The sequence below is a fragment of the Pseudomonas sp. SDO52101_S400 genome (assembly GCF_054071635.1).
The window spans coordinates 1-19,116 of sequence record NZ_JBSVWF010000083.1 but is presented as its reverse complement, the minus strand read 5'-3'; the positions used below and the strand labels follow the sequence as shown (position 1 = coordinate 19,116).

The 19,116-nt window shown below is 56.6% G+C and carries 24 protein-coding genes; 15 read left to right on the top strand and 9 right to left on the bottom strand.

All coding sequences use genetic code 11. The annotated features are described in order from the left end of the window. Positions 1 to 81: 81 nt before the first annotated feature. The 5 genes from epd to fba all read left to right on the top strand — a co-directional run bounded on the left by epd (position 82) and on the right by fba (position 4,146). The gene (gene epd / locus ACW9HX_RS27120) at positions 82 to 1,134 is read left to right on the top strand and encodes an erythrose-4-phosphate dehydrogenase (protein ID WP_179693422.1); all 1,053 of its coding nucleotides are present in this window, start codon (positions 82 to 84) and stop codon (positions 1,132 to 1,134) included. 12 nt (positions 1,135 to 1,146) lie between these two features. After that, positions 1,147 to 2,310: a phosphoglycerate kinase gene (locus ACW9HX_RS27115; protein WP_011336326.1), complete on the top strand. Its 1,164-nt coding sequence runs from the start codon at positions 1,147 to 1,149 to the stop codon at positions 2,308 to 2,310. A 34-nt stretch (positions 2,311 to 2,344) separates the two neighbouring features. Next, on the top strand, positions 2,345 to 2,566 hold the full coding sequence (locus tag ACW9HX_RS27110; RefSeq protein WP_085688661.1) for a hypothetical protein: 222 nt from the start codon (positions 2,345 to 2,347) through the stop codon (positions 2,564 to 2,566). A gap of 57 nt (positions 2,567 to 2,623) precedes the next feature. Then, positions 2,624 to 2,956 carry an MliC family protein gene (locus ACW9HX_RS27105; protein ID WP_114886030.1) on the top strand — a complete coding sequence of 111 codons (333 nt, stop codon included), beginning with the start codon at positions 2,624 to 2,626 and terminating at the stop codon, positions 2,954 to 2,956. A 125-nt stretch (positions 2,957 to 3,081) separates the two neighbouring features. Further along, positions 3,082 to 4,146 (top strand): class II fructose-bisphosphate aldolase, encoded by a 1,065-nt coding sequence (gene fba, locus ACW9HX_RS27100; RefSeq protein ID WP_007959708.1) that lies wholly within the window; start codon positions 3,082 to 3,084, stop codon positions 4,144 to 4,146. A gap of 78 nt (positions 4,147 to 4,224) precedes the next feature. On the opposite strand, the gene ACW9HX_RS27095 is transcribed toward fba, so the two are convergent. Then, positions 4,225 to 5,424 carry a type II toxin-antitoxin system HipA family toxin gene (locus tag ACW9HX_RS27095; RefSeq protein WP_457382948.1) on the bottom strand — a complete coding sequence of 400 codons (1,200 nt, stop codon included), beginning with the start codon at positions 5,422 to 5,424 and terminating at the stop codon, positions 4,225 to 4,227. Further along, positions 5,421 to 5,672, bottom strand: coding sequence for a transcriptional regulator (locus tag ACW9HX_RS27090; protein WP_457382947.1), 252 nt, complete (start codon positions 5,670 to 5,672; stop codon positions 5,421 to 5,423). The genes ACW9HX_RS27095 and ACW9HX_RS27090 overlap by 4 nt, the downstream gene beginning before the upstream one ends. Positions 5,673 to 5,851: 179 nt before the next feature. Between ACW9HX_RS27090 and ACW9HX_RS27085 the strand changes: the two genes are divergently transcribed. From ACW9HX_RS27085 to ACW9HX_RS27065, 5 genes are all read left to right on the top strand, one after another. Beyond that, complete coding sequence (locus tag ACW9HX_RS27085; protein WP_457382946.1) at positions 5,852 to 6,103, top strand: helix-turn-helix transcriptional regulator; 252 nt, start codon at positions 5,852 to 5,854, stop codon at positions 6,101 to 6,103. Next, positions 6,096 to 6,281: a hypothetical protein gene (locus ACW9HX_RS27080; protein WP_457382949.1), complete on the top strand. Its 186-nt coding sequence runs from the start codon at positions 6,096 to 6,098 to the stop codon at positions 6,279 to 6,281. The genes ACW9HX_RS27085 and ACW9HX_RS27080 overlap by 8 nt, the downstream gene beginning before the upstream one ends. Further along, positions 6,193 to 6,402 (top strand): HipA N-terminal domain-containing protein, encoded by a 210-nt coding sequence (locus ACW9HX_RS27075; protein WP_457382945.1) that lies wholly within the window; start codon positions 6,193 to 6,195, stop codon positions 6,400 to 6,402. The genes ACW9HX_RS27080 and ACW9HX_RS27075 overlap by 89 nt, the downstream gene beginning before the upstream one ends. A 14-nt stretch (positions 6,403 to 6,416) precedes the next feature. Next, the gene (locus tag ACW9HX_RS27070) at positions 6,417 to 7,361 is read left to right on the top strand and encodes a HipA domain-containing protein (protein ID WP_457382944.1); all 945 of its coding nucleotides are present in this window, start codon (positions 6,417 to 6,419) and stop codon (positions 7,359 to 7,361) included. 478 nt (positions 7,362 to 7,839) lie between these two features. Then, the gene (locus ACW9HX_RS27065; RefSeq protein WP_457382943.1) at positions 7,840 to 8,280 is read left to right on the top strand and encodes a hypothetical protein; all 441 of its coding nucleotides are present in this window, start codon (positions 7,840 to 7,842) and stop codon (positions 8,278 to 8,280) included. 181 nt (positions 8,281 to 8,461) lie between these two features. Here the strand turns inward: ACW9HX_RS27065 and ACW9HX_RS27060 are convergent, their stop codons facing one another. The 3 genes from ACW9HX_RS27060 to ACW9HX_RS27050 all read right to left on the bottom strand — a co-directional run bounded on the left by ACW9HX_RS27060 (position 8,462) and on the right by ACW9HX_RS27050 (position 9,698). Continuing rightward, positions 8,462 to 8,962 carry a hypothetical protein gene (locus tag ACW9HX_RS27060; RefSeq protein WP_457382942.1) on the bottom strand — a complete coding sequence of 167 codons (501 nt, stop codon included), beginning with the start codon at positions 8,960 to 8,962 and terminating at the stop codon, positions 8,462 to 8,464. A 30-nt stretch (positions 8,963 to 8,992) separates the two neighbouring features. Continuing rightward, positions 8,993 to 9,235: a hypothetical protein gene (locus ACW9HX_RS27055; RefSeq protein ID WP_457382941.1), complete on the bottom strand. Its 243-nt coding sequence runs from the start codon at positions 9,233 to 9,235 to the stop codon at positions 8,993 to 8,995. A 172-nt stretch (positions 9,236 to 9,407) separates the two neighbouring features. Continuing rightward, entirely contained in the window at positions 9,408 to 9,698 is a 291-nt protein-coding gene (locus ACW9HX_RS27050; protein ID WP_457382940.1) for a hypothetical protein, read from the bottom strand. Between the two features lie 36 nt (positions 9,699 to 9,734). Here ACW9HX_RS27050 and ACW9HX_RS27045 point away from each other — a divergent pair, with 36 nt between their 5' ends. Next, positions 9,735 to 10,232 carry a hypothetical protein gene (locus ACW9HX_RS27045; RefSeq protein WP_457382939.1) on the top strand — a complete coding sequence of 166 codons (498 nt, stop codon included), beginning with the start codon at positions 9,735 to 9,737 and terminating at the stop codon, positions 10,230 to 10,232. Between the two features lie 102 nt (positions 10,233 to 10,334). Here ACW9HX_RS27045 and ACW9HX_RS27040 read toward each other — a convergent pair whose 3' ends face one another. Continuing rightward, complete coding sequence (locus tag ACW9HX_RS27040) at positions 10,335 to 10,694, bottom strand: DUF6124 family protein (RefSeq protein WP_457382938.1); 360 nt, start codon at positions 10,692 to 10,694, stop codon at positions 10,335 to 10,337. Positions 10,695 to 11,058: 364 nt separating this feature from the next. Continuing rightward, the gene (locus ACW9HX_RS27035; RefSeq protein ID WP_457382937.1) at positions 11,059 to 11,727 is read right to left on the bottom strand and encodes a polysaccharide lyase family 7 protein; all 669 of its coding nucleotides are present in this window, start codon (positions 11,725 to 11,727) and stop codon (positions 11,059 to 11,061) included. Between the two features lie 333 nt (positions 11,728 to 12,060). Between ACW9HX_RS27035 and ACW9HX_RS27030 the strand changes: the two genes are divergently transcribed. From ACW9HX_RS27030 to ACW9HX_RS27020, 3 genes are read left to right on the top strand one after another with little or no spacing between them, the layout of a single operon-like run. Continuing rightward, positions 12,061 to 14,184: a putative bifunctional diguanylate cyclase/phosphodiesterase gene (locus ACW9HX_RS27030; protein ID WP_457382936.1), complete on the top strand. Its 2,124-nt coding sequence runs from the start codon at positions 12,061 to 12,063 to the stop codon at positions 14,182 to 14,184. Positions 14,185 to 14,225: 41 nt separating this feature from the next. Beyond that, a complete protein-coding gene (locus ACW9HX_RS27025) occupies positions 14,226 to 14,717 on the top strand; it encodes a YgjP-like metallopeptidase domain-containing protein (protein WP_457382935.1) in 492 nt (163 codons plus the stop codon). A 24-nt stretch (positions 14,718 to 14,741) separates the two neighbouring features. Continuing rightward, complete coding sequence (locus ACW9HX_RS27020; protein ID WP_007894945.1) at positions 14,742 to 15,038, top strand: winged helix-turn-helix domain-containing protein; 297 nt, start codon at positions 14,742 to 14,744, stop codon at positions 15,036 to 15,038. A 207-nt stretch (positions 15,039 to 15,245) separates the two neighbouring features. On the opposite strand, the gene ACW9HX_RS27015 is transcribed toward ACW9HX_RS27020, so the two are convergent. Next, complete coding sequence (locus ACW9HX_RS27015) at positions 15,246 to 15,698, bottom strand: GNAT family N-acetyltransferase (RefSeq protein ID WP_011336314.1); 453 nt, start codon at positions 15,696 to 15,698, stop codon at positions 15,246 to 15,248. Positions 15,699 to 15,954: 256 nt separating this feature from the next. Between ACW9HX_RS27015 and ACW9HX_RS27010 the strand changes: the two genes are divergently transcribed. Beyond that, the gene (locus tag ACW9HX_RS27010) at positions 15,955 to 16,692 is read left to right on the top strand and encodes a substrate-binding periplasmic protein (protein WP_457382934.1); all 738 of its coding nucleotides are present in this window, start codon (positions 15,955 to 15,957) and stop codon (positions 16,690 to 16,692) included. A 75-nt stretch (positions 16,693 to 16,767) separates the two neighbouring features. Here ACW9HX_RS27010 and yccS read toward each other — a convergent pair whose 3' ends face one another. Further along, complete coding sequence (yccS, locus tag ACW9HX_RS27005; RefSeq protein WP_457382933.1) at positions 16,768 to 18,951, bottom strand: YccS family putative transporter; 2,184 nt, start codon at positions 18,949 to 18,951, stop codon at positions 16,768 to 16,770. Positions 18,952 to 19,116 lie beyond the last annotated feature (165 nt).

Here is a 19,116-nt window from a genome sequence, read left to right as displayed (position 1 = left end):
CTGTGGGAGCGGGCTTGCCCGCGATGGCGGTCGGTCAGGCAACATCGCTTTGACTGATACACCACGGTAATCGAGAACCCCATGCCTCAACCGCGTCCCTACAAAGTTGCACTCAACGGCTACGGCCGGATTGGTCGTTGCGTCTTGCGTGCGTTGTTCGAGCGAGGCGAGAAGGCCGGGTTTGAAATTGTCGCGATCAACGATCTGGCCGACATGGCCAGCATCGAATACCTGACACGCTTCGACTCCACCCACGGCCGGTTCCCGGGCGAAGTGAAGGTCGACGGCGATTGTCTGCATATTAATGGCGACTGCGTGAAGGTCCTGCGCAGTGCCACCCCCGAAGGCATCGATTGGGCGTCACTGGGCGTCGACCTGGTGCTCGAATGTTCCGGCGCTTACCACACCCGCGCAGACGGCCAGCGTTTTCTCGACGCCGGCGCGCCACGGGTGCTGTTCTCGCAGCCGATGGCCAGCGAGGCGGATGTCGACGCCACCATCGTCTACGGCGTCAATCAGGATTGCCTGACCGGCGACGAACTGCTGGTGTCCAACGCCTCCTGCACCACCAACTGCGGCGTGCCGCTGTTGCGTCTGCTGGATCAGGCGGTTGGCCTGGATTACGTGTCGATCACCACGATTCACTCGGCGATGAACGATCAGCCGGTGATCGACGCCTATCACCACGAAGACCTGCGCCGTACCCGTTCGGCGTTCCAGTCGGTGATCCCGGTGTCCACCGGTCTGGCGCGCGGTATCGAGCGTCTGCTGCCGGAACTTGCCGGGCGAATCCAGGCCAAAGCCGTACGCGTGCCGACGGTCAACGTGTCCTGCCTCGACATCACGATGCAGACCGCGAGCGACACCGACGCCGGCGAGGTCAACCGGATCCTGCGCGACGCCGCCACCAGCGGCCCGCTCAAAGGTCTGTTGGCTTACACCGAGCTTCCCCATGCAAGCTGTGATTTTAATCATGACCCACATTCGGCCATCGTCGATGCCAGTCAGACCCGCGTTTCCGGCCCCCGGCTGGTGAACATCCTGGCCTGGTTCGACAACGAATGGGGTTTTGCCAACCGAATGCTGGATGTTGCAGAACACTATCTGCAAACAGCGACTTCAAAAAAACCGTAGGAAGTGCGACCCATGACCGTGTTGAAGATGTCCGACCTCGATCTGCAAGGTAAGCGCGTATTGATCCGCGAAGACCTCAACGTCCCAGTCAAGGACGGTGTTGTCACCAGCGATGCGCGTATCCTGGCTTCGCTGCCGACCATCAAGCTGGCCCTGGAAAAAGGCGCGGCCGTGATGGTCTGCTCGCACCTGGGTCGTCCGACCGAGGGTGAATTCTCTGCCGAGAACAGCCTCAAGCCAGTCGCCGACTACCTGAGCAAGGCTCTGGGTCGTGAAGTGCCGCTGGTGGCTGATTACCTGGGCGGCGTTGACGTCAAGGCCGGCGACATCGTGCTGTTCGAAAACGTGCGCTTCAACAAGGGCGAGAAAAAAAACGCCGATGAACTGGCCCAGCAATACGCTGCGCTGTGCGACGTGTTCGTGATGGACGCTTTCGGCACCGCTCACCGCGCTGAAGGTTCGACCCACGGCGTCGCCAAGTTCGCCAAGGTCGCCGCCGCCGGCCCGCTGCTGGCCGCTGAACTCGACGCACTGGGCAAAGCCCTGGGCGCACCGGCCAAGCCGATGGCCGCCATCGTTGCCGGTTCCAAGGTCTCGACCAAACTCGACGTGCTGAACAGCCTGAGCCAGATCTGCGATCAACTGATCGTCGGTGGCGGCATCGCCAACACCTTCCTCGCTGCTGCCGGTCACCCGGTCGGCAAATCGTTGTACGAGCCGGACCTGCTGGACACCGCTCGCGCCATCGCCGCCAAGGTCAGCGTGCCGCTGCCGGTGGACGTCGTGGTTGCCAAGGAATTCGCTGAAAGCGCCGAAGCGACCGTGAAACTGATCGCTGATGTTGCCGCCGACGACATGATCCTGGACATCGGCCCGCAAACCGCTGCCAACTTCGCCGAACTGCTGAAATCGTCGAAAACCATCCTGTGGAACGGCCCGGTCGGCGTGTTCGAATTCGACCAGTTCGGCAACGGCACCAAAGTGCTGGCCGAAGCCATCGCGGAAAGCGCAGCGTTCTCGATTGCCGGCGGTGGCGACACCCTGGCGGCCATCGATAAATATGGCGTGGCGGAAAAGATCTCCTACATTTCCACCGGCGGTGGCGCGTTCCTCGAATTCGTCGAAGGCAAGGTGCTGCCGGCCGTTGAAGTCCTGGAAAGCCGGGCCAAGGCCTGAGGCCGCCCGTTTGGCCAGGCAAAGGAGTGTTCAGATGGTCAAGTCGTTAGCGCTGTTGCTGCTGACCGGTACATTGGCGGCCTGCGGGAGCAACCCGAAGGCTGCGCCGGAACCGGCACCCGGCGAGGCACAGAAAGGCTGCTACCAGGCCGACTGGCAGGCCGAAACCAACCCGGTGCTGAACAAGCGCTCGGGGCCGGAAGGCCTGGACAAGTACGAGACGCAAACCCCGGCCAAGGAACATGGTTGCCCTTGACCGGTCTGACTCTTTAACTCAGGGCCGGCGGCGTGTGCTGCCGGTCGAGGAACACGGATGAAAGGCTTGATAGCCGTTGCGGCGCTGGGATTGTTGGGTGGTTGCGCGCAGTGGAACCCGTTCCAGTCGTCCGCCCCTGTGGATAACTGGACCACCTGGACCTGCGACAGCCAGGCCAAGGTGCTGTGGCGCTACACCGATGCCGGCCAGAAGGCAGTCGATGTGCGGCTGGGCGGCGGCGATCAGGTCTATCGCCTGAAAGAAGAGCCAGGTGCCTCGGGCGCGCTGTACAGCGACGACATGCTGGCGTTTCACATCAAAGGTAATGAAGGCCTGGTCTACTGGGTCGCCACCAATGATTTGATCGGCCGGGGCTGCAAAGCCGAATAAAACAGAATTTGCTTTATCGAATCACCAGGCCGGGCCTGAACCCCCGATCTGCAATCACTTGAATAGCCGCCGCCGCTCCGGCAGGCTGGCACGATTAACGACCCAAACCGGGAGAGACACACACAATGGCACTTATCAGCATGCGCCAGATGCTGGACCACGCAGCCGAGTTCGGCTACGGCGTTCCAGCCTTCAACGTCAACAACCTTGAGCAGATGCGCGCCATCATGGAAGCCGCTGACAAGACTGACTCCCCGGTGATCGTCCAGGCTTCGGCCGGCGCTCGCAAATACGCTGGCGCGCCGTTCCTGCGTCACCTGATCCTGGCCGCGATCGAAGAGTTCCCGCACATCCCGGTGTGCATGCACCAGGATCACGGCACCAGCCCTGACGTCTGCCAGCGCTCCATTCAACTGGGCTTCAGCTCGGTGATGATGGACGGCTCCCTCGGCGAAGACGGCAAGACGCCGACCGACTACGAATACAACGTCCGCGTGACCCAACAAACCGTCGCCATGGCTCACGCCTGCGGCGTTTCGGTTGAAGGCGAGCTGGGCTGCCTGGGTTCGCTGGAAACCGGCATGGCCGGTGAAGAAGACGGCATCGGCGCCGAAGGCGTTCTGGATCACAGCCAGATGCTGACCGACCCGGAAGAAGCCGCTGACTTCGTCAAGAAGACTCAGGTCGACGCCCTGGCCATCGCCATCGGCACCAGCCACGGCGCCTACAAGTTCACCAAGCCACCTACCGGCGACGTGCTGGCCATCGACCGCATCAAGGAAATCCACAAACGCATCCCGAACACCCACCTGGTGATGCACGGTTCCTCGTCGGTTCCGCAAGAGTGGCTGGCGATCATCAACCAGTACGGCGGCGACATCAAAGAAACCTACGGCGTACCGGTTGAAGAAATCGTCGAAGGCATCAAGCACGGCGTGCGCAAGGTCAACATCGACACCGACCTGCGTCTTGCGTCCACCGGCGCCATGCGTCGCCTGATGGCCACCAACCCGAGCGAGTTCGACCCACGTAAATTCTTCGGCGAAACCGTGAAGGCGATGCGCGATGTATGTATCGCTCGTTACGAAGCTTTCGGTACTGCCGGCAACGCTTCGAAGATCAAGCCGATCTCGCTGGAAAGCATGTATCAGCGTTATCTGAAGGGTGAGTTGAACGCGAAGGTCAATTGAGACTGGGTGTTTAGCTGATTGAATAAAAAATCCGCCGAGAGGCGGATTTTTTATGGGCGACGATATTTTCGATCCACGTTATCCAAAAGTCAGAGCAAACGGCGCTGCTGCCTGCTCGATGGCACTGACCACATTAGGCGCCTGTTCCCGATACTGAGGATGGCGCGCAAGCACCGCTTCTACCGAGGCAAGCAATCGCTGAATGCGCTCCCTCGGCTGCTCGATCTCACAGGTGCGGGCGAACTCCAGCAAACCCTGTCGCGAGGCAAACATCGACTTGTTGCCCGCCAGATCCAGAGCCAGAACATCCTCCGGAATATAGGCCGTGGTGTTGACGATGTCGTAAGCCGGCGCCAGGCGTGCGTCGCGTTGAGTCGGTTCGGAGTAGAGCAGGCCGAAATTTTTCAAATGAGCGTCGCCATTTCCGACAATGCAGCTGAGGGCAACGCTATCGAAGAGTTGATCAAGGGAAGTGCGCAGGTGTTGGGCCGGGCAGTACACGCGGATGGCCTTGGCGATAGCCGCATAGCTTTTGCTGTACTTCTGGCTGGCCGACAACCCCATCAACACCGCCATGTCTTCAAAACCGATCGGGTTGAGCTGTTCGTCGCGGTCAAAGCGGCGCATGACAAACAGCTTGGCGTTATCGGAAAGGTAAAACGGCGGAACGGGAATACCGGCGTCCTTTGCCATGGACATGCAAAGGAACTCGTTGATGGCCAGACCGGGAAATTCGTCTCGGCCGCTTTTGATAATCAAGTCTGAAGTTTTCGAGGTCACGCGGGGTAACGCGGCTTCTTGTTGTTCCGGAACCAGCAATTTTGGCTGAACACCTGAAATACCCGCGCGCAAGATGTAGCGATCCATAAGGCCGGCGAAGATATCTTCCGTGCCGTCCCACGTCAGAATCTCCTCGAGTTTTTCTCCTGGAAATTGTTGTTCCTCCAGCAAGGCATCAACCGTTTCAGAGCGCACTTGAACCCTGCCGATGGGTGAAGTACTACCGGAAAGCGCCAATAGAAGCATCGGATCGACATTCACCGTCTTGGCCAAGCGATTGCGCAGCTGCTCCAGTACATAGCCTTCCGGCAGGTTCATCTGAAAAACCGGGTGGAGTTCGCGCCGGCGAAACTCGTCATGACGTACCGGCATCGACAAGCTGATCGCCATTTCTGACGCTGCGTCTTCGTGATAACGAAAAGTGAAGTCCTCGCCATCGCTGAAAAGCCTGCCGCTATGCCCCTCAGGCGTACTGACTTTGAGAGAGGTCATCTTCATTCGAATAAATCCCCAAGCTCTTCAAGGGTTGGCATGGCGGCCGGGACGACAGCGAGTTCGCAATCCAGTGCACCGAGGACGCGCGCGTAAGCGATCATACCGACGGACAGAGTGCCTTTTTCTACGGCGATGACCTTGTATCGCGTCAGCCCGGCGAGGGCGGCAAGCTGTGCTTGGGTCAAGCCTCGGCCGATACGTTTTTCGCGCAACTGGTTGCCAAGACGAGCGATCAACAAAAAATAGTCCATGTGCTGATACCGGAACATAAATAATTAAATGTTACGTTAGCACAACACTGTGGTGATGGTGTCGTCTCGCACGTTTACCACTGACGTGTGGCAGCCGACTGACGTAAGGCGCTTGAAATGTCACCTATAGTGGACATAATCGACTCTATATTTAGAAAAGTCCTTTATGGGTGACATTTATGCTGCTCCCCAATCCCGCTCTTTTCGGTGAAAGAATTCGGCAATTGCGTCGGGCCAAGGGCTATAGCCAAGCGATATTGGCCCACAGAGCCAAATGCAGCCGCAAAACCATCATTGGCCTTGAGGCCGGCGAGAATGTCGCGCTCTACACCGCGTTCAGAGTGCTGTCAGCGCTGGGCATGGCGCTGGAAATTGTCGACAACCGCATCGACCTCAAATCCCTTGCCGATCTGGTAGAGCACGATGAGTAAAGTCAAACGGCTCAACGTCTCCACGACGCAAGGCTTCTCTGGCGAGCTGTCAAAGGGATCGCAGTTTTCCTTCGCCTATGAAACCGCGGATGCAACAAGGGAAGTCTCACTGGTCATGCCCTATGACGCCCTCGGTGAGCAACGTGCTGCATCCGATCTTCGATATGAATGTGCCTGAAGGGTTTCTGGCGGATCAGATCAAGCGCCGGATGGCCAAGCACATGCAAGTCGATGAGATGCGCCTGTTATCAGTTATTGGCGGGAACCAGATCGGACGCCTCACCTGCAAAATCCGATAGAGACTCCGGTATCCGTGCGTGCGCAAGTCGGATTGCAGGAGATCCTGTCTGCCGATGTTTCGCAGGGCGTTTTCGAGTTTCTGGTCGACACCTATTTCGAGTCGGGCATTTCAGGTGTGCAGCCCAAGGTGCTGGTACCCGACCTGGACAAACTCACCGGCAATCGAAAAACCATGCTCATCTCCGATCTGATCGTCAAATCAGGCGCAGATGAGTACGCACATCTGGCTCAGAATGAATTTCTATGCCTGGAAGCGGCTCGTCTTGCCGGGTTGGAAACACCGCCGTTCTGGCTGTCCGAAAACGGCGATTTGTTTGTGATGGAGCGCTTCGATCTGACTGCGGCCGGTCGTCTGGGGTTTGAAGACATGGCCGTTCTGTTGGGGCTCAACAAAGATCCCCATGACAACTACAAGTATTCGCAGAGCTACGAAACCCTCGCGGCTGTGATTGGCCAGGTCTGCCGGCATGGTGATCCGCTTCGTGAATTGGAACGTTTTTTCTCTTCGGTCTGCCTTTCGGTCATGGTTCGAAACGGGGATGCGCATCTGAAGAACTTTGGTGTGATTTATACCCATCCAGAAGCTCTTGAAACCGTGCAATTGGCTCCCGTTTTCGATGTCACCACCACAACGGTCTACGAAAACTACAATCCAAAATCAGGACGCTCATTGGTTGATCGCACGTTGGCAATCAAGATGAACAAGGTGAAAACCTACCCGGATCGCCAGCAACTGATCGAGTTTGGTCGCAAGCATTGCTCGGTAGAGAGGCCTGCCTTGATCATCGAGCGTATTGCCGAGGCGATGACTCAAGTCCTTGCGAATCATCGGGCGCGAGTGAACGGCGAGTTGTTTGCTGATATGCAGCGGGAATGGGATGCAGGGCGGGGAGTAGCGTTGAATGACTCCGTTGGCTCAGGAATGAAGCGAAAGCCAGTGAGCAAAACTGGCATTTGATGCCTGTCGGCTGAGTTGAAGCAGGGGATAAATAAGTCCAATTTTTTTGTGGATGGTAATTATTGTTCAGCGTGACAGGGACTAATCTATCTAGTGCGGTGGCTATATGCATTAAATAAATCTATCCCCGTTTTCGGCCCCGCTTCTTCCAAGGCGGGGAGTAGTGTTGAATGACTCCGTTGGCTGAGGAATAAAGCAAAAGCCAATGAGCAAGACTGACATTTGATGTCTGTCGGCTGAGCTGGCTCAGCGGATATCTATATACATCCACTTTTTGGTGCGTATTAGTTGACTAGCTATAAATTTTTAGATTTTTATCGCAAATTGGAATAGAGACCTGTTATTTGTAACAGGTTTCAAAGGCGTAAGTTTTAGATAAATTGAAAAGGCTACGATGACAAAAACGGACGGTAACTGATAGTGAAAGGTGTTTTTGTTTGAAGTGTAACTTAATACATAGTCTTCTGGAGGATTTATCATGCCTGTATATAGAAAACTTACTCCACTCAAAATCTACTACTCCGATTCATCTATTTTGGCAGAGCAAGAGATAGGATCGGATCCTTTAGATCAAAATAACCCTACCTATGCAAAGTACGGTAAATCCTATGCTACTTTTAAGAATTTAGGCGGGCTGAATTTAAAACTTAGTCAAGGATTAATTCCTGTGCCTATCCCCGTTGGGGCAAAATTGGATTTTTTTGGAGATAATATCAGCAATCCTCCCGTGTCTTCTGTCGGCTTTCAGTTTAGCTTTACTTTTCAGAATTATGGAGCTGGTGTTCAGCAAGACGCGATGGTGGTTGTTGGAATTCCCGCATTAAAGGCATTAGGGAAAGGTCTGATAGACTTCTATGGCTCAGTGACAATTGGCAATACAATATATCTTCTACCATCCTCATTTATAACTGTTATTTAATGAAAGCAGAATTAGGCAGATGTTTCGATTGTGTGGGTAGTGAAGTAGTAAATGCACTGTCAAGAAATAGAACTGGATACGGTGGATTTTGGGTGTGTTTATATAGTTGATGAGTTTAATACCCTGCAAATAATTGCAGGGTATTAAATTTTCAACTTGATGTTTATGTATATTTTTCGGCTTATTTCACTGGTTCTCCCTCATAATAGCCACCCATGCCGTTGCATTTGTTCTTCTTACAGCGGCAACCTGGAGGATGCCATTTTTTCGAAAAAACCATATCAGGCGGGATAATTTCCATGCCGTAACCAGGCGGAACATTCCACCCCGCACCAGTACTTGTTGGTCCACTCGGAGATCCTGACATATAACCATAACCGCCATTGCTGGCGTTGCCAGCAGAAATTCGTGTTAGTACCAGCATAGCTTCTTCTTCAGGGGCTAAGAGTTCATCACAAAGTTTATCGAGATCAAGTTCATTAATTACGTAAAGAGAGTCCACATTGAACGGCTTGATCTTTGCTGGATTGTTTTTATCCGCAAGAATTACGGATCTTGTTGAGGGGTCGATGCCAGATAAGATTTTATCAATTGCAAAGGCTCCGTCGATTATTGCATGTATTGTCATTCCAAGTTTAATTTTTGTTATATGCGCATTTTCATTTTTAAAGAAGTCGTTCATGGTGTGCCTCTATATGCTATTTGTGAGAGGTTATGCTATGAGAATTCCTGCGCGGCACTCTAAATTCTCAAAAAAACGATAATATTTAATTTCCACGGTTTCCACGGTTTTTGTGTTGAAGTTGAAAGCGGTAATCGTTTTTTGAGTCGCGTCTATAGAGTTGATTACTATCGGCGTAAATTTTCCCTGTGCGTCACGCATATATAAAAGCTTGTCGCGGCCTACTTTTCCTGGTGGGATGTATTGTTCGGGTGTCTCAGTTTCACTTTTCATGGCGCGTTACTCCTTACTTGGTTTGAGGTTTTAGTTTCTAATGGAGGAGGTGGGGTGTCCACTGTCAGAAATGACAGTTCTATAGATGTGTTTTGAATTAAAGTTTTTTTTGTGCATTCTTTTGATTCTATAAAATCATCATTTAGGCGGCTGTAAAAAGTGACGGATTTATTTATTTTATTTCTGGGGTAAATAAATCCATCCCCGCGTTTTCTATGAATGCTGTAAAAGTTGCCAGTTTTTTATACTGGTTGGCGATATATTCAATAACCGATTCGTAAGTTTGAAACTTTGAATGGGTCTTTGGATAAGTTTTCAGGTAATGCTGTGGAGAGCTTATGAAGTCCTGCAGGCCATAGTCGGGATTGTTCTTATGGCTGAATGGAATTAAAAGCTGGTATTTTTTACAGGTCCCTTGAGCTGAATTGCCTGTTAGGCTGCGGGTGTATGAACTTGGTTTCAATCATCCATCCGGCATTTTTGATGAAGTAGGTTGAATATGAACGTTGCCCCTGTTGTAGCGGTTCCGGGAAATCTGATTGGATTGAGCGCTACTACTCTGCAAATAGCTTCCGATCCTAATCCTTATCCATCTTTGCAGATGAGAAGTGTCGCGCCGTTGCTGGTGCAAGTGCCGGGGACGGTGTTCGTTGCTTTGCAATACGCATTGCCAGGGGCCACCCGATTCGGCGATGAGCTGGAAATCCTTCTGGTTGACCAAGGCCTTTTTCCTACGTCGGTAATGAAGATTCATCTCGATGACTATCGGATTTTTTTGGCTCTTAGAAGGCAGCAGGGTGTATTTATCCAGAACGAGATCAATACAAGCCGTTGGCCTGCCATGGGTATTACGCCCGGCATCTATGATGTTGAAGTTGTTCACTCTGGTGCGACTCCACCGGGTGTGCCGACTCCGCCCTCTCCGGCGCCTCAAGTGCCCGCGACTCCCAGTCGAGTGGTTGCTCTCAGTTTTCTTCGTACGTATTTGATTACGTGAGTAAGGGGGAACGCCGGACTCCAGGCCTGATCCGGTTCACAGCAAACCCGCCCCGTCAGACTCAGTGAAAGGGCGGGTTTGTTGGTTTCAGCGGTGCGCAGGTTATGCCGGTTCGACGTGATCCAGCGCTTGGTTAACCGCTAACTCCCCAAGCATCACCAGTTGCGCAATGCCTATCGCGGTTTTGCGGTCGGCGGGGGTGAGGGAGGCGGCGAAGTTGTTGAGCATTTCGCTGGCGGAGCCGAGGGTTTCGCTGGCGTTGGCCAGCAGGGACTCGGTGTTGTAGGCGGGGTTGGCGAAGTACATGCGGTCGGGTTCGTTGACCGTGGCCATGATGCGGGCGACGGGGCAGAGGTAGTGGTCGAGGGCGCGTTCGGCGGCTTCATTGAGTTTTTTTGAATCGAGGGATTCGTAAGGGGAGGCCGGGTCGGTGACCGGCGGATGAGGTGTCGATTGAATCATGTTTCGTCTCCGGGAAATGGAGCCGACACCGGATCGCTACTAAACGATGGGGTGGCAGCTGAACGCAGGTTAGTAGACCGGGGAGACGCGAACCGGCGCGCCCGAAAGCGCCCTGCGTACAGCTACCATCAAGCGCAGATATCGAGATATCTCACTTTCTGGAGTGCAAATACGCCTCGCGAACCCTCGGGCTACTAAACCCGATCACTGCGAATCAGTGACCCGAATCAAGTTACCGACGGCCCTCCAGGCGCACAAGCCGGCGGATTCTGGCGTACCGGTAGGCAGCGACGCAAGCCGTTGTAGGCTTCAGGAAGTAACGCGAACCGTCTTTAAACAGCAGTCTTAAACGGTCGCGCGGCTGCTATTTATCGTGATCGATATCCAGCTTGCTGAACGTCACCTGCCCACCCTCGCTGGTGTACCCGGTGTTGTCCTGCACATACACGCCAGCCTTGAAATACAGCGGTTTGTTACGCCACGTCGCGCTGATCTGCGAGTCCCACTGATACCCCGCCGCACTGATACCCAGTGCGCCACCTGGGCTCAGGTGAATGAGGTAGTTGAACTCGCGATCCAGTTTGATCCCGGTCGCCAGGGTAATCACCCGGCCTTCGTCATCATCCGGCCGCATCCGCACTTTGATCACCAGGTTGCCTGTCTCGGTTTTGGTCTTGTACTGATACTCAAGCTTCACCAGCGGCTTCTGGCTTTCATACGCATGAATCTGCCCGATGACGATCTTCCCGGAGCTTGGCACCTTGTTGACCGAGAGGGTCGCGCGCAACAGGTTGTCGGCGTCGGGGTAGTACCAGTTGCGGAGGGTTCCGTTGCTGTAGGTCTCGCGCAGTTCGGTGCGGGGGTAGATGGCGTTTTCGGTTTTCGAGCCGGTCACCGGGGACCAGAAGAACAGGGTGCCGGTGTCGGAATGGAAGTACTGATCCTTGAAGCCGTTCACCAGTTTGGAGGTTTCGACAGTGTAGGGCGGGCTGCCAACGGGAACGCTGAGGTTCCAGGTTGCGAGGTCGATCATGTCGGTTCTTCCACTCTCTTTTTGCTGCACGCACGTGCCAGAAGCTCTAGCTCGCGGTTCTTGGGGGCGGCCTTTATAAGCGTAGAGGGATTTTTTGTTAACGGCCGTCTGGCGGATGATTGGCGTCAACATCCTGTCGAAATGCCATCTTTCCCGGTTTTCGGGGGCTTCAGCGGTGACCGTTAGTCGGCTTCTTACCGGTTTGGTTAAATGATGGCCTGATGACAGCTACTGCTTTTACGGATCCCGGACTAGAGTGAAGGCTCAGTAACTGTACGGTTTTCACGAGAAACCGGCCGCGTCCCGATTGGATGTCCCGACAAGAGAAGCAGCATGGAATGCGCGCAACCCACGCCAGGTGAAGGCAGCTCAGTCCTTTTGATCGTTGATGATTACCCTGAAAATCTGATCAGCATGCGCGCGTTGCTGCAGCGCCAGGACTGGCAGGTCATGACCGCGGCTTCCGGTTTCGAAGCCCTCAGTCTGCTGCTCGAACATGACGTCGACCTGGTGCTGCTGGATGTGCAGATGCCGGGCATGGACGGTTTTGAAGTCGCGCGCCTGATGCGCGGCAGCCAGCGAACGCGGCTGACGCCGATCATTTTCCTCACCGCCAACGAGCAATCCCAGGATGCCGTGATCAAGGGCTATGCCAGCGGTGCGGTGGATTACCTGTTCAAACCCTTCGATCCGCAGATTCTCAAACCAAAAGTCCAGGCGTTGCTGGAGCACCAGCGCAATCGCCGGGCCTTGCAGCGCTTGAGTCAGGATCTGGAATCGGCGCGGGCCTTCAATGCGTCGGTGCTGGATAACGCGGCGGAAGGGATTCTGGTGTTGGCGGAGGATGGCTTGATCCGCTTTGCCAACCCGGCGATTTCGCGGTTGCTCAATGCGCCGGTGAAGGAGCTGGAAGGGCAGGAGTTTCTCGATTACTTGCAGAAACCGCACATTCCGCTGTGGGCCGATTCCGAGTTTTATGCCAGTTACAAACGTGGCGAGACGCTGCGTTTACACGACGCGTTGTTGCGTACCGCGCCGGGGCAGCAAGTGCCGGTGGCGCTTTCCTGTGCGGCTTTGCCGAGCGAGCAACACGCGATGGTGGTGACGGTGCTGGACATGTCAGTGGTGCGTCACCTGCATCAGCAGCTGGAGTTTCAAGCCGTCACCGATCCGTTGACCGGTCTGCTCAATCGCCGCGGTTTTTACCAGACCGTGGAAAACCTGCTGCTGCGCGGCGAGCGCACGGACAGCAGTTGGGTGCTGATGTACCTCGATCTCGACGGCTTCAAACGGGTCAACGATTCCCTTGGCCACGATGCCGGGGATCGGGTGTTGCGCTGGGTCTCCGAACAATTGAAAGCCTGCCTGCGGCCATTCGACATTCTGGCGCGGATGGGCGGCGATGAATTCACCGCGCTGCTGGATCTGGAGTTTCCCGAGCAGGCGGCCAAGGTTGCGGAAAAACTCATTGAGCGGCTGTCGATCTGTCAGCAGATCGAAGGTATGGATGTTGTCTTGGGTGCGAGTATCGGCATTGCCACGTACCCGGATTGCGGCAGCAACCTCGACGGTTTGCTGCGCGCCTCGGACATCGCCATGTACGAGGCCAAGCGTGCCGGACGTCAGCAATATCGCTTCTACGATCATGAAATGAACGGCCGCGCACGCTCGCGACTGATGCTGGAAGAAAGCGTGCGCAGCGCCATCGAGAACCGCGATTTCAATCTGGTGTATCAGCCGCAGGTGGCGATTGGCGACGGGCGGATTCGCGGTTTCGAGGCGTTGCTGCGCTGGCAGCATCCGAGTGTCGGCGATGTGCCGCCGGGGTTGTTCCTGCCGTTGCTGGAAGAGGCGACGCTGATCAGCCGGCTCGGCAGCTGGATCTATCACCGCAGCGCCGGGCAGCGTAAGGCCTGGGAGACGGAGTTTTCCAGGGAGCTGGTGATCGGCGTGAGCTTGAGCAACACCCAGTTCGGCCTGCCGAATCTGGTCACCGAGTTGCGCCAGGTGCTGGAGCGCCATGGTTTGCAGCCGCAGCAGATGGAAGTGGAGGTGACCGAGGAGGCGCTGACGATCAACCCGGACGAGACCCGCAAACAGCTGAAGCTGCTGCGCAATCTCGGGGTGCGGGTGGCGTTGGACGATTTCGGTTCCGGGTCCTGTTCGCTGTCGCATTTGCGCGATCTGGAACTGGACACCCTCAAGCTCGATCGCCACCTGATCGCCCGATTGCCGGATTCGACCCGGGACGCCTCGCTGGTGCGCAGTGTCATCGCGCTGTGCAAGGAGTACGGCTTGCTGGTGATTGCCGAAGGTGTGGAAACCCTCGAGCAATACCAATGGCTGCAAGCCCATGGTTGTGAATATGTGCAGGGTTTCCTGGTGGCGCGGCCGTTGGTCGCCGAGGACACTGCGCGCTTTGCCGAGCCGTTCGACTGGAGCGCGTTGGCCGGTTGAATTCGCTACACTGGCGGCCTTTTCATGACCCGTGCCGCCCCATGACTGCGTTGAAATACCTCCAGGCCTATCCCGCACAATTGCAGGATCAGGTGCGCCAATTGATCGCCGACAACCGCCTCGGTGATTACCTGAGCCAACGTTATCCGGGGCGTCATGACGTGCAGAGCGACAAGGCGTTGTACGGTTACGCGCTCGATTTGAAGCAGGAATACCTGCGTAACGCCCCGGCCATCGACAAGGTCTTGTTCGACAACCGCCTCGACCTGACCCACCGCGCGCTCGGCTTGCACACTACGGTGTCGCGGGTGCAGGGCGGCAAGCTCAAGGCCAAGAAAGAGATTCGCATCGCCTCGCTGTTCAAGGACGCTGCGCCGGAGTTTCTGAAGATGATCGTGGTGCACGAACTGGCGCACTTCAAGGAATCGGATCACAACAAGGCGTTCTACAAATTGTGTGATCACATGCTGCCGGGTTATCACCAGATCGAGTTCGACCTGCGGGTGTATCTGACCTGGCGAGACATGCAATAACAAATCAAACAGCGGAGTGCATGCATGGACGTAAGCAAGACCAAGAGCAGTTTCTACCGGCGCTTGTACGTGGCGTACCTGATCGACAGCGGCCTGGCCAGCAGCGTGCCGGCGCTGACCGAGGTCACCGGCATGCCCCGGCGCACGGCGCAGGACACCATCGCGGCGCTGGCGGATCTGGATATCGTCTGCGAGTTCGAGCAGGAAGAGGGTGCGCGCAACCATGCGGGGCGCTACCGGATTCGCGAGTGGGGGGCGATTGATCGGGGGTGGATCGAGCGGAATTTGCGGCAGATCAAGGCTGTTCTCGAGTATCCCTGAATTGCGTGTTCGCCTTTAGATCGTTGCCCTCACCCCAGCCCTCTCCCGGGGGGAGAGGGAGCTGACCGAGGTGTCTTACGTTATACATCGACCTGAAAAACCGAGTCGATTATGGATTCAACTGCGATCGCTCACGTCGGCGAATCTCCTGAATATTCCCCAATCAGTCCCCTCTCCCTCCGGGAGAGGGTTAGGGTGAGGGGCTTTTCAGGAGCGACGCATACCAATATGCGGAATATCATCCTCAAGATATTCCTCACCCGCCACGACAAACCCATATCGCCCGTAATACCCCTGCAAATGCGCCTGGGCCGACAGATAGATCGGCACCTCAGGCCAACGCTTCTCGGCCTGTTTCAGCGCCTGTTCCATCATTTCATGCCCCAGCCCCTTGCCACGCCCGGCCGGTGCCGTCAGTACGCGACCGATCACCACGTCGCCCCCCTGGGATTCCGGGTCCAGCAGGCGCAGGTACGCCACCAGTTGATCACCGTCCCAGCCCATCAGGTGGCAGGTATCGCCATCCAGATCCTGCCCGTCCGGGTCCAGATACGCGCAGCGCTGTTCGACCACGAACACTTCCGAGCGCAATTTCAAAATGGCGTACAGCTGCTCCAGTCCCAGATCGCTGTGATGTTTGCAGACCCACTCGATTGTCATCTTCCGATTCCTTGAACAACGTCGCCCGATACTAAGCGCACCGTCGAAATATGTCTGTATGGCGCAATAATCTGTGACGAAGGCCAAAATGCCATCATTCCTTTCTCGCGCCGCTGACTTCTTTGTGTAATCTGCAGAGAAGCGCTGTGCAATGGCTTCAATGAGCTAATGTTAGGGCCTGGGATTCGCCGGTAAGGGGCCTTGGGGTTTTGACTGAAAACACGCCGGGCGGCCCGCCCGCTAAGGATTTTCAAGCATGCCGCGATTGCATCGAGCGTTGGCTTTGATCGGATTGCTGTTGCTGGGTCAAAGCGCTGCAGCGGAGAAATTGCGTCTGGTCTTCGACGTCTGGCCGCCCTTTACCGATGACACGCTGGTCAACGGTGGGCTGGCAACAGACATCGTCAGCACGGCCCTGGCCCGCGCCGGCTACGCCAGCGATTACGAACAGGTGCCGTGGGCGCGGGCGCTGCTCGGTGTTGGCGAGGGGCGTTACGACGTGCTGGTCAACGCCTGGTACAACGACGAGCGTACGAAGCTGGGGCAGTTTTCCGACGAGTACCTGCTCAACCGTGTGCGTTTTCTAAAGCGCAAAGACACGCCCATCGAATACAGCAACCTGCAGGAACTGCACACTTATCCGATTGCAGTGGTGCGCGGCTACGCCTATTCGGCGCCGTTCGATGCCGACACGGCGTTGCAGAAAGTCCCTGTGCATAACTTCGCCATGGCCGTGCGCATGCTGGCGGCGGATCGGGTCAAGCTGACTCTGGAAGACGAATTCGTCGCCCGCTATTACCTGGCCCGTGAATCACCGAAAGTGCGCAACGCCGTGGAGTTCTTGCCCAAACCGCTGAGCGAGAACAGCCTGCACATTCTGGTCAGCCTGAAGAACCCGCAACACGAACAGATCGTGGCCGGGTTCGACAAGGCGATTGCGGCGATGAAGGCCGATGGCAGCTATGACAAGTTGCTCAGGCAGCATGGCATGTGAGGGCTGATCCAGAATTTGCGGTGTGATTGATGGCCTCATCGCTGGCTTGCCAGCGATGAGGCCTGTACGGCCGCCTCAGTCTTCGGCGGTGTCTTTGATCAAGTGCGCCGCCAGCGTCCGCAACGGCCCGAGCTGGCGGCAGATCAACGCCAGTTGCGTCTGCACCAGCCGCTGGCCTTCGTCGATTTCGTCCGCCATTTGCTCAAGCTCATTGGCCAGCGCTTCTTCTTCATCACTTTGAATTGCAATCGGCTGTTTGTTCGCCAGTCCTTGGGCAATCTCATCGATGCTACTGGCCAGTTTCACCCCGGCGCCATCGATCAAATGCTCACGCACCTCGGCCGGCAACTGGGTTTCCCGGTGCGCGCCAAGGCCTGACAGATAACTGAGCAAGGTGTGGGACAGCACCAGGAAGCGGAAGCCGACGTCGGCCTCTTTGCGGAAATGCCCCGGCTCCATCAGCATGTTTGCCAGCGTGGTCGATAGCGCTGCGTCGGCGTTGTGCGCGTTGCGCCGGGCGAGGCGATAGGCGAGGTCATCGCTCTTGCCGGCGGCGTACTGCTGCATGATCTGGCGCAGGTAGATGCTGTTGCAGGTCAGGGTGTTGGCCAGCACTTTGTTCAGGCGCCGACCCTGCCAGTCCGGCAGGAACAGGATCACTGTCAGACCTGCGATCAGGCTGCCGAGCAGGGTATCGAACAGTCGCGGCACGAACAGCCCGTAGCCATCGCCGACCTGATTGAAGCAGAACAGCACCATGATCGTGATCGCGGCGGTCGCCACGGTGTAGCGGGTGGTGCGGTTGGTAAAGAACACCACGCCGGCGGCGATGGCGAAGCACGACTGCACCAGCGGGCTCGGGAACAGGTCGAACAGTGCCCAGGCGATGGTCAGCCCGATTGCGGTGCCGAGAATCCGCTGGCCGAGTTTGCGCCGGGTGGCGCCGTAGTTCGGCTGGCAGACGAACAGCGTGGTGAGGATGATCCAATAGCCTTGCGACGGGTGGATCAGATGCACCATGCCGTAGCCGATGCTCAATGCCAGGGGCAGGCGCAGGGCGTGGCGGAACAGCAATGAAGTCGGCGTCAGCTGCGTGCGCAGGCGAACCAATACGTCCTTGAAGTTGCGCGGCGAGCGATCCAAAAGGCTGCTGTCAGTGGCGTCGGCCAAGGCATCCGGATTGCTGGCGTCGCTGAGCAAACGGTCGAGGGTGCCGAGGTTCGCCGCCAGCGCCCGCAGCGAACGCAGCAGCCCGCGCCAGGCCGGGTTGCTCTGGATGCGCAGGTGTTCGAGGGAGGCGTGCAGGTCGCTCAGGGCTTCGGCGAATGTCGCGTCGTAGATGAACGGCTGACGCATCTGGATTGATTCGGCCAGCGCCCGACAGGCCTTGCCTTGCTGGCGCAGCAGGCGCTGGCAGCGGAACAGCACGTCGCTGTGGAAAAACGCTTCGGCCAGTGCGTTGTAGGGATAGTGCGAAGAACTGGCGCGTTCGTGAATGTCTTGCGCCAGGAAGTACAGCTTCAGGTAACGGCTGACTTTCGAGCCCGGACGGCCGTTGCCGACCCGGTGCAGGATGATTTCCTTGGCGCTGTTCAGTGCCGCGACGACGCGGCCGTTCTGCTGGGCCAGTTCCAGCCGTCGCGCCTCGACGTCCAATTGACGGATCGGCTCGAACAGCGAGGCTTTCAGCTTCAGGTAATAACCCAGTTCTCGGAACAGCCGCGCCAGGCTCTGCTGTACCGGCTGGTTAGAAAACATCGCCTGCCACAGCACCGACAACAAGCCGTACCACGCGGCGCCGGCCACCAACAGCATCGGTTCGTGCCAGAAATCCGTGACTGCGCCACCACGCTGGTCGACGCCGATCATGGTGTAGACGGAAAGAATCAGGGTCGCCGAAGCGATCGCGCCATAGCGTTCGCCGAGCGCGCCGAGCATGGTCAGGCCGAAACTGGCCAGTGCCAAAGCAATGACGAAAACGATGGGGTAGGGGAACAGCAATTCAACGGACAGCGCCGCGACGCTGAAACACACCAGCGTCACCGCCAGTGCGTTGAGGCGGCCCTGCCAACTGTCGTCGGTCTCGGCCAGGGCGCTGGCGATGATCCCGAGGAACAACGGGATCAGCAGCCCCATTTCATCCTGATACCAGCACAGCGCCATGCTGCCGGTCAGGGCGATGAACACCCGCACGCTGTAGCTGAATTTATCCAGCGCCCACAGGCGCCGCAAAGACTGACGAAACGAGGTCGAGGACATGAAGTGCGAGGGCCTTCCGAGGCGATGCCGCTAAATTGAGCCAGTAATGACGCCGACGCAATGGCGCCGATCACATCTGACAGCAAAAAGTGTTCCTTTTACTTACACCACAAACCACTGTGGGAGCGAGCCTGCTCGCGAAAGCGGAGTGTCATTCAACATTGA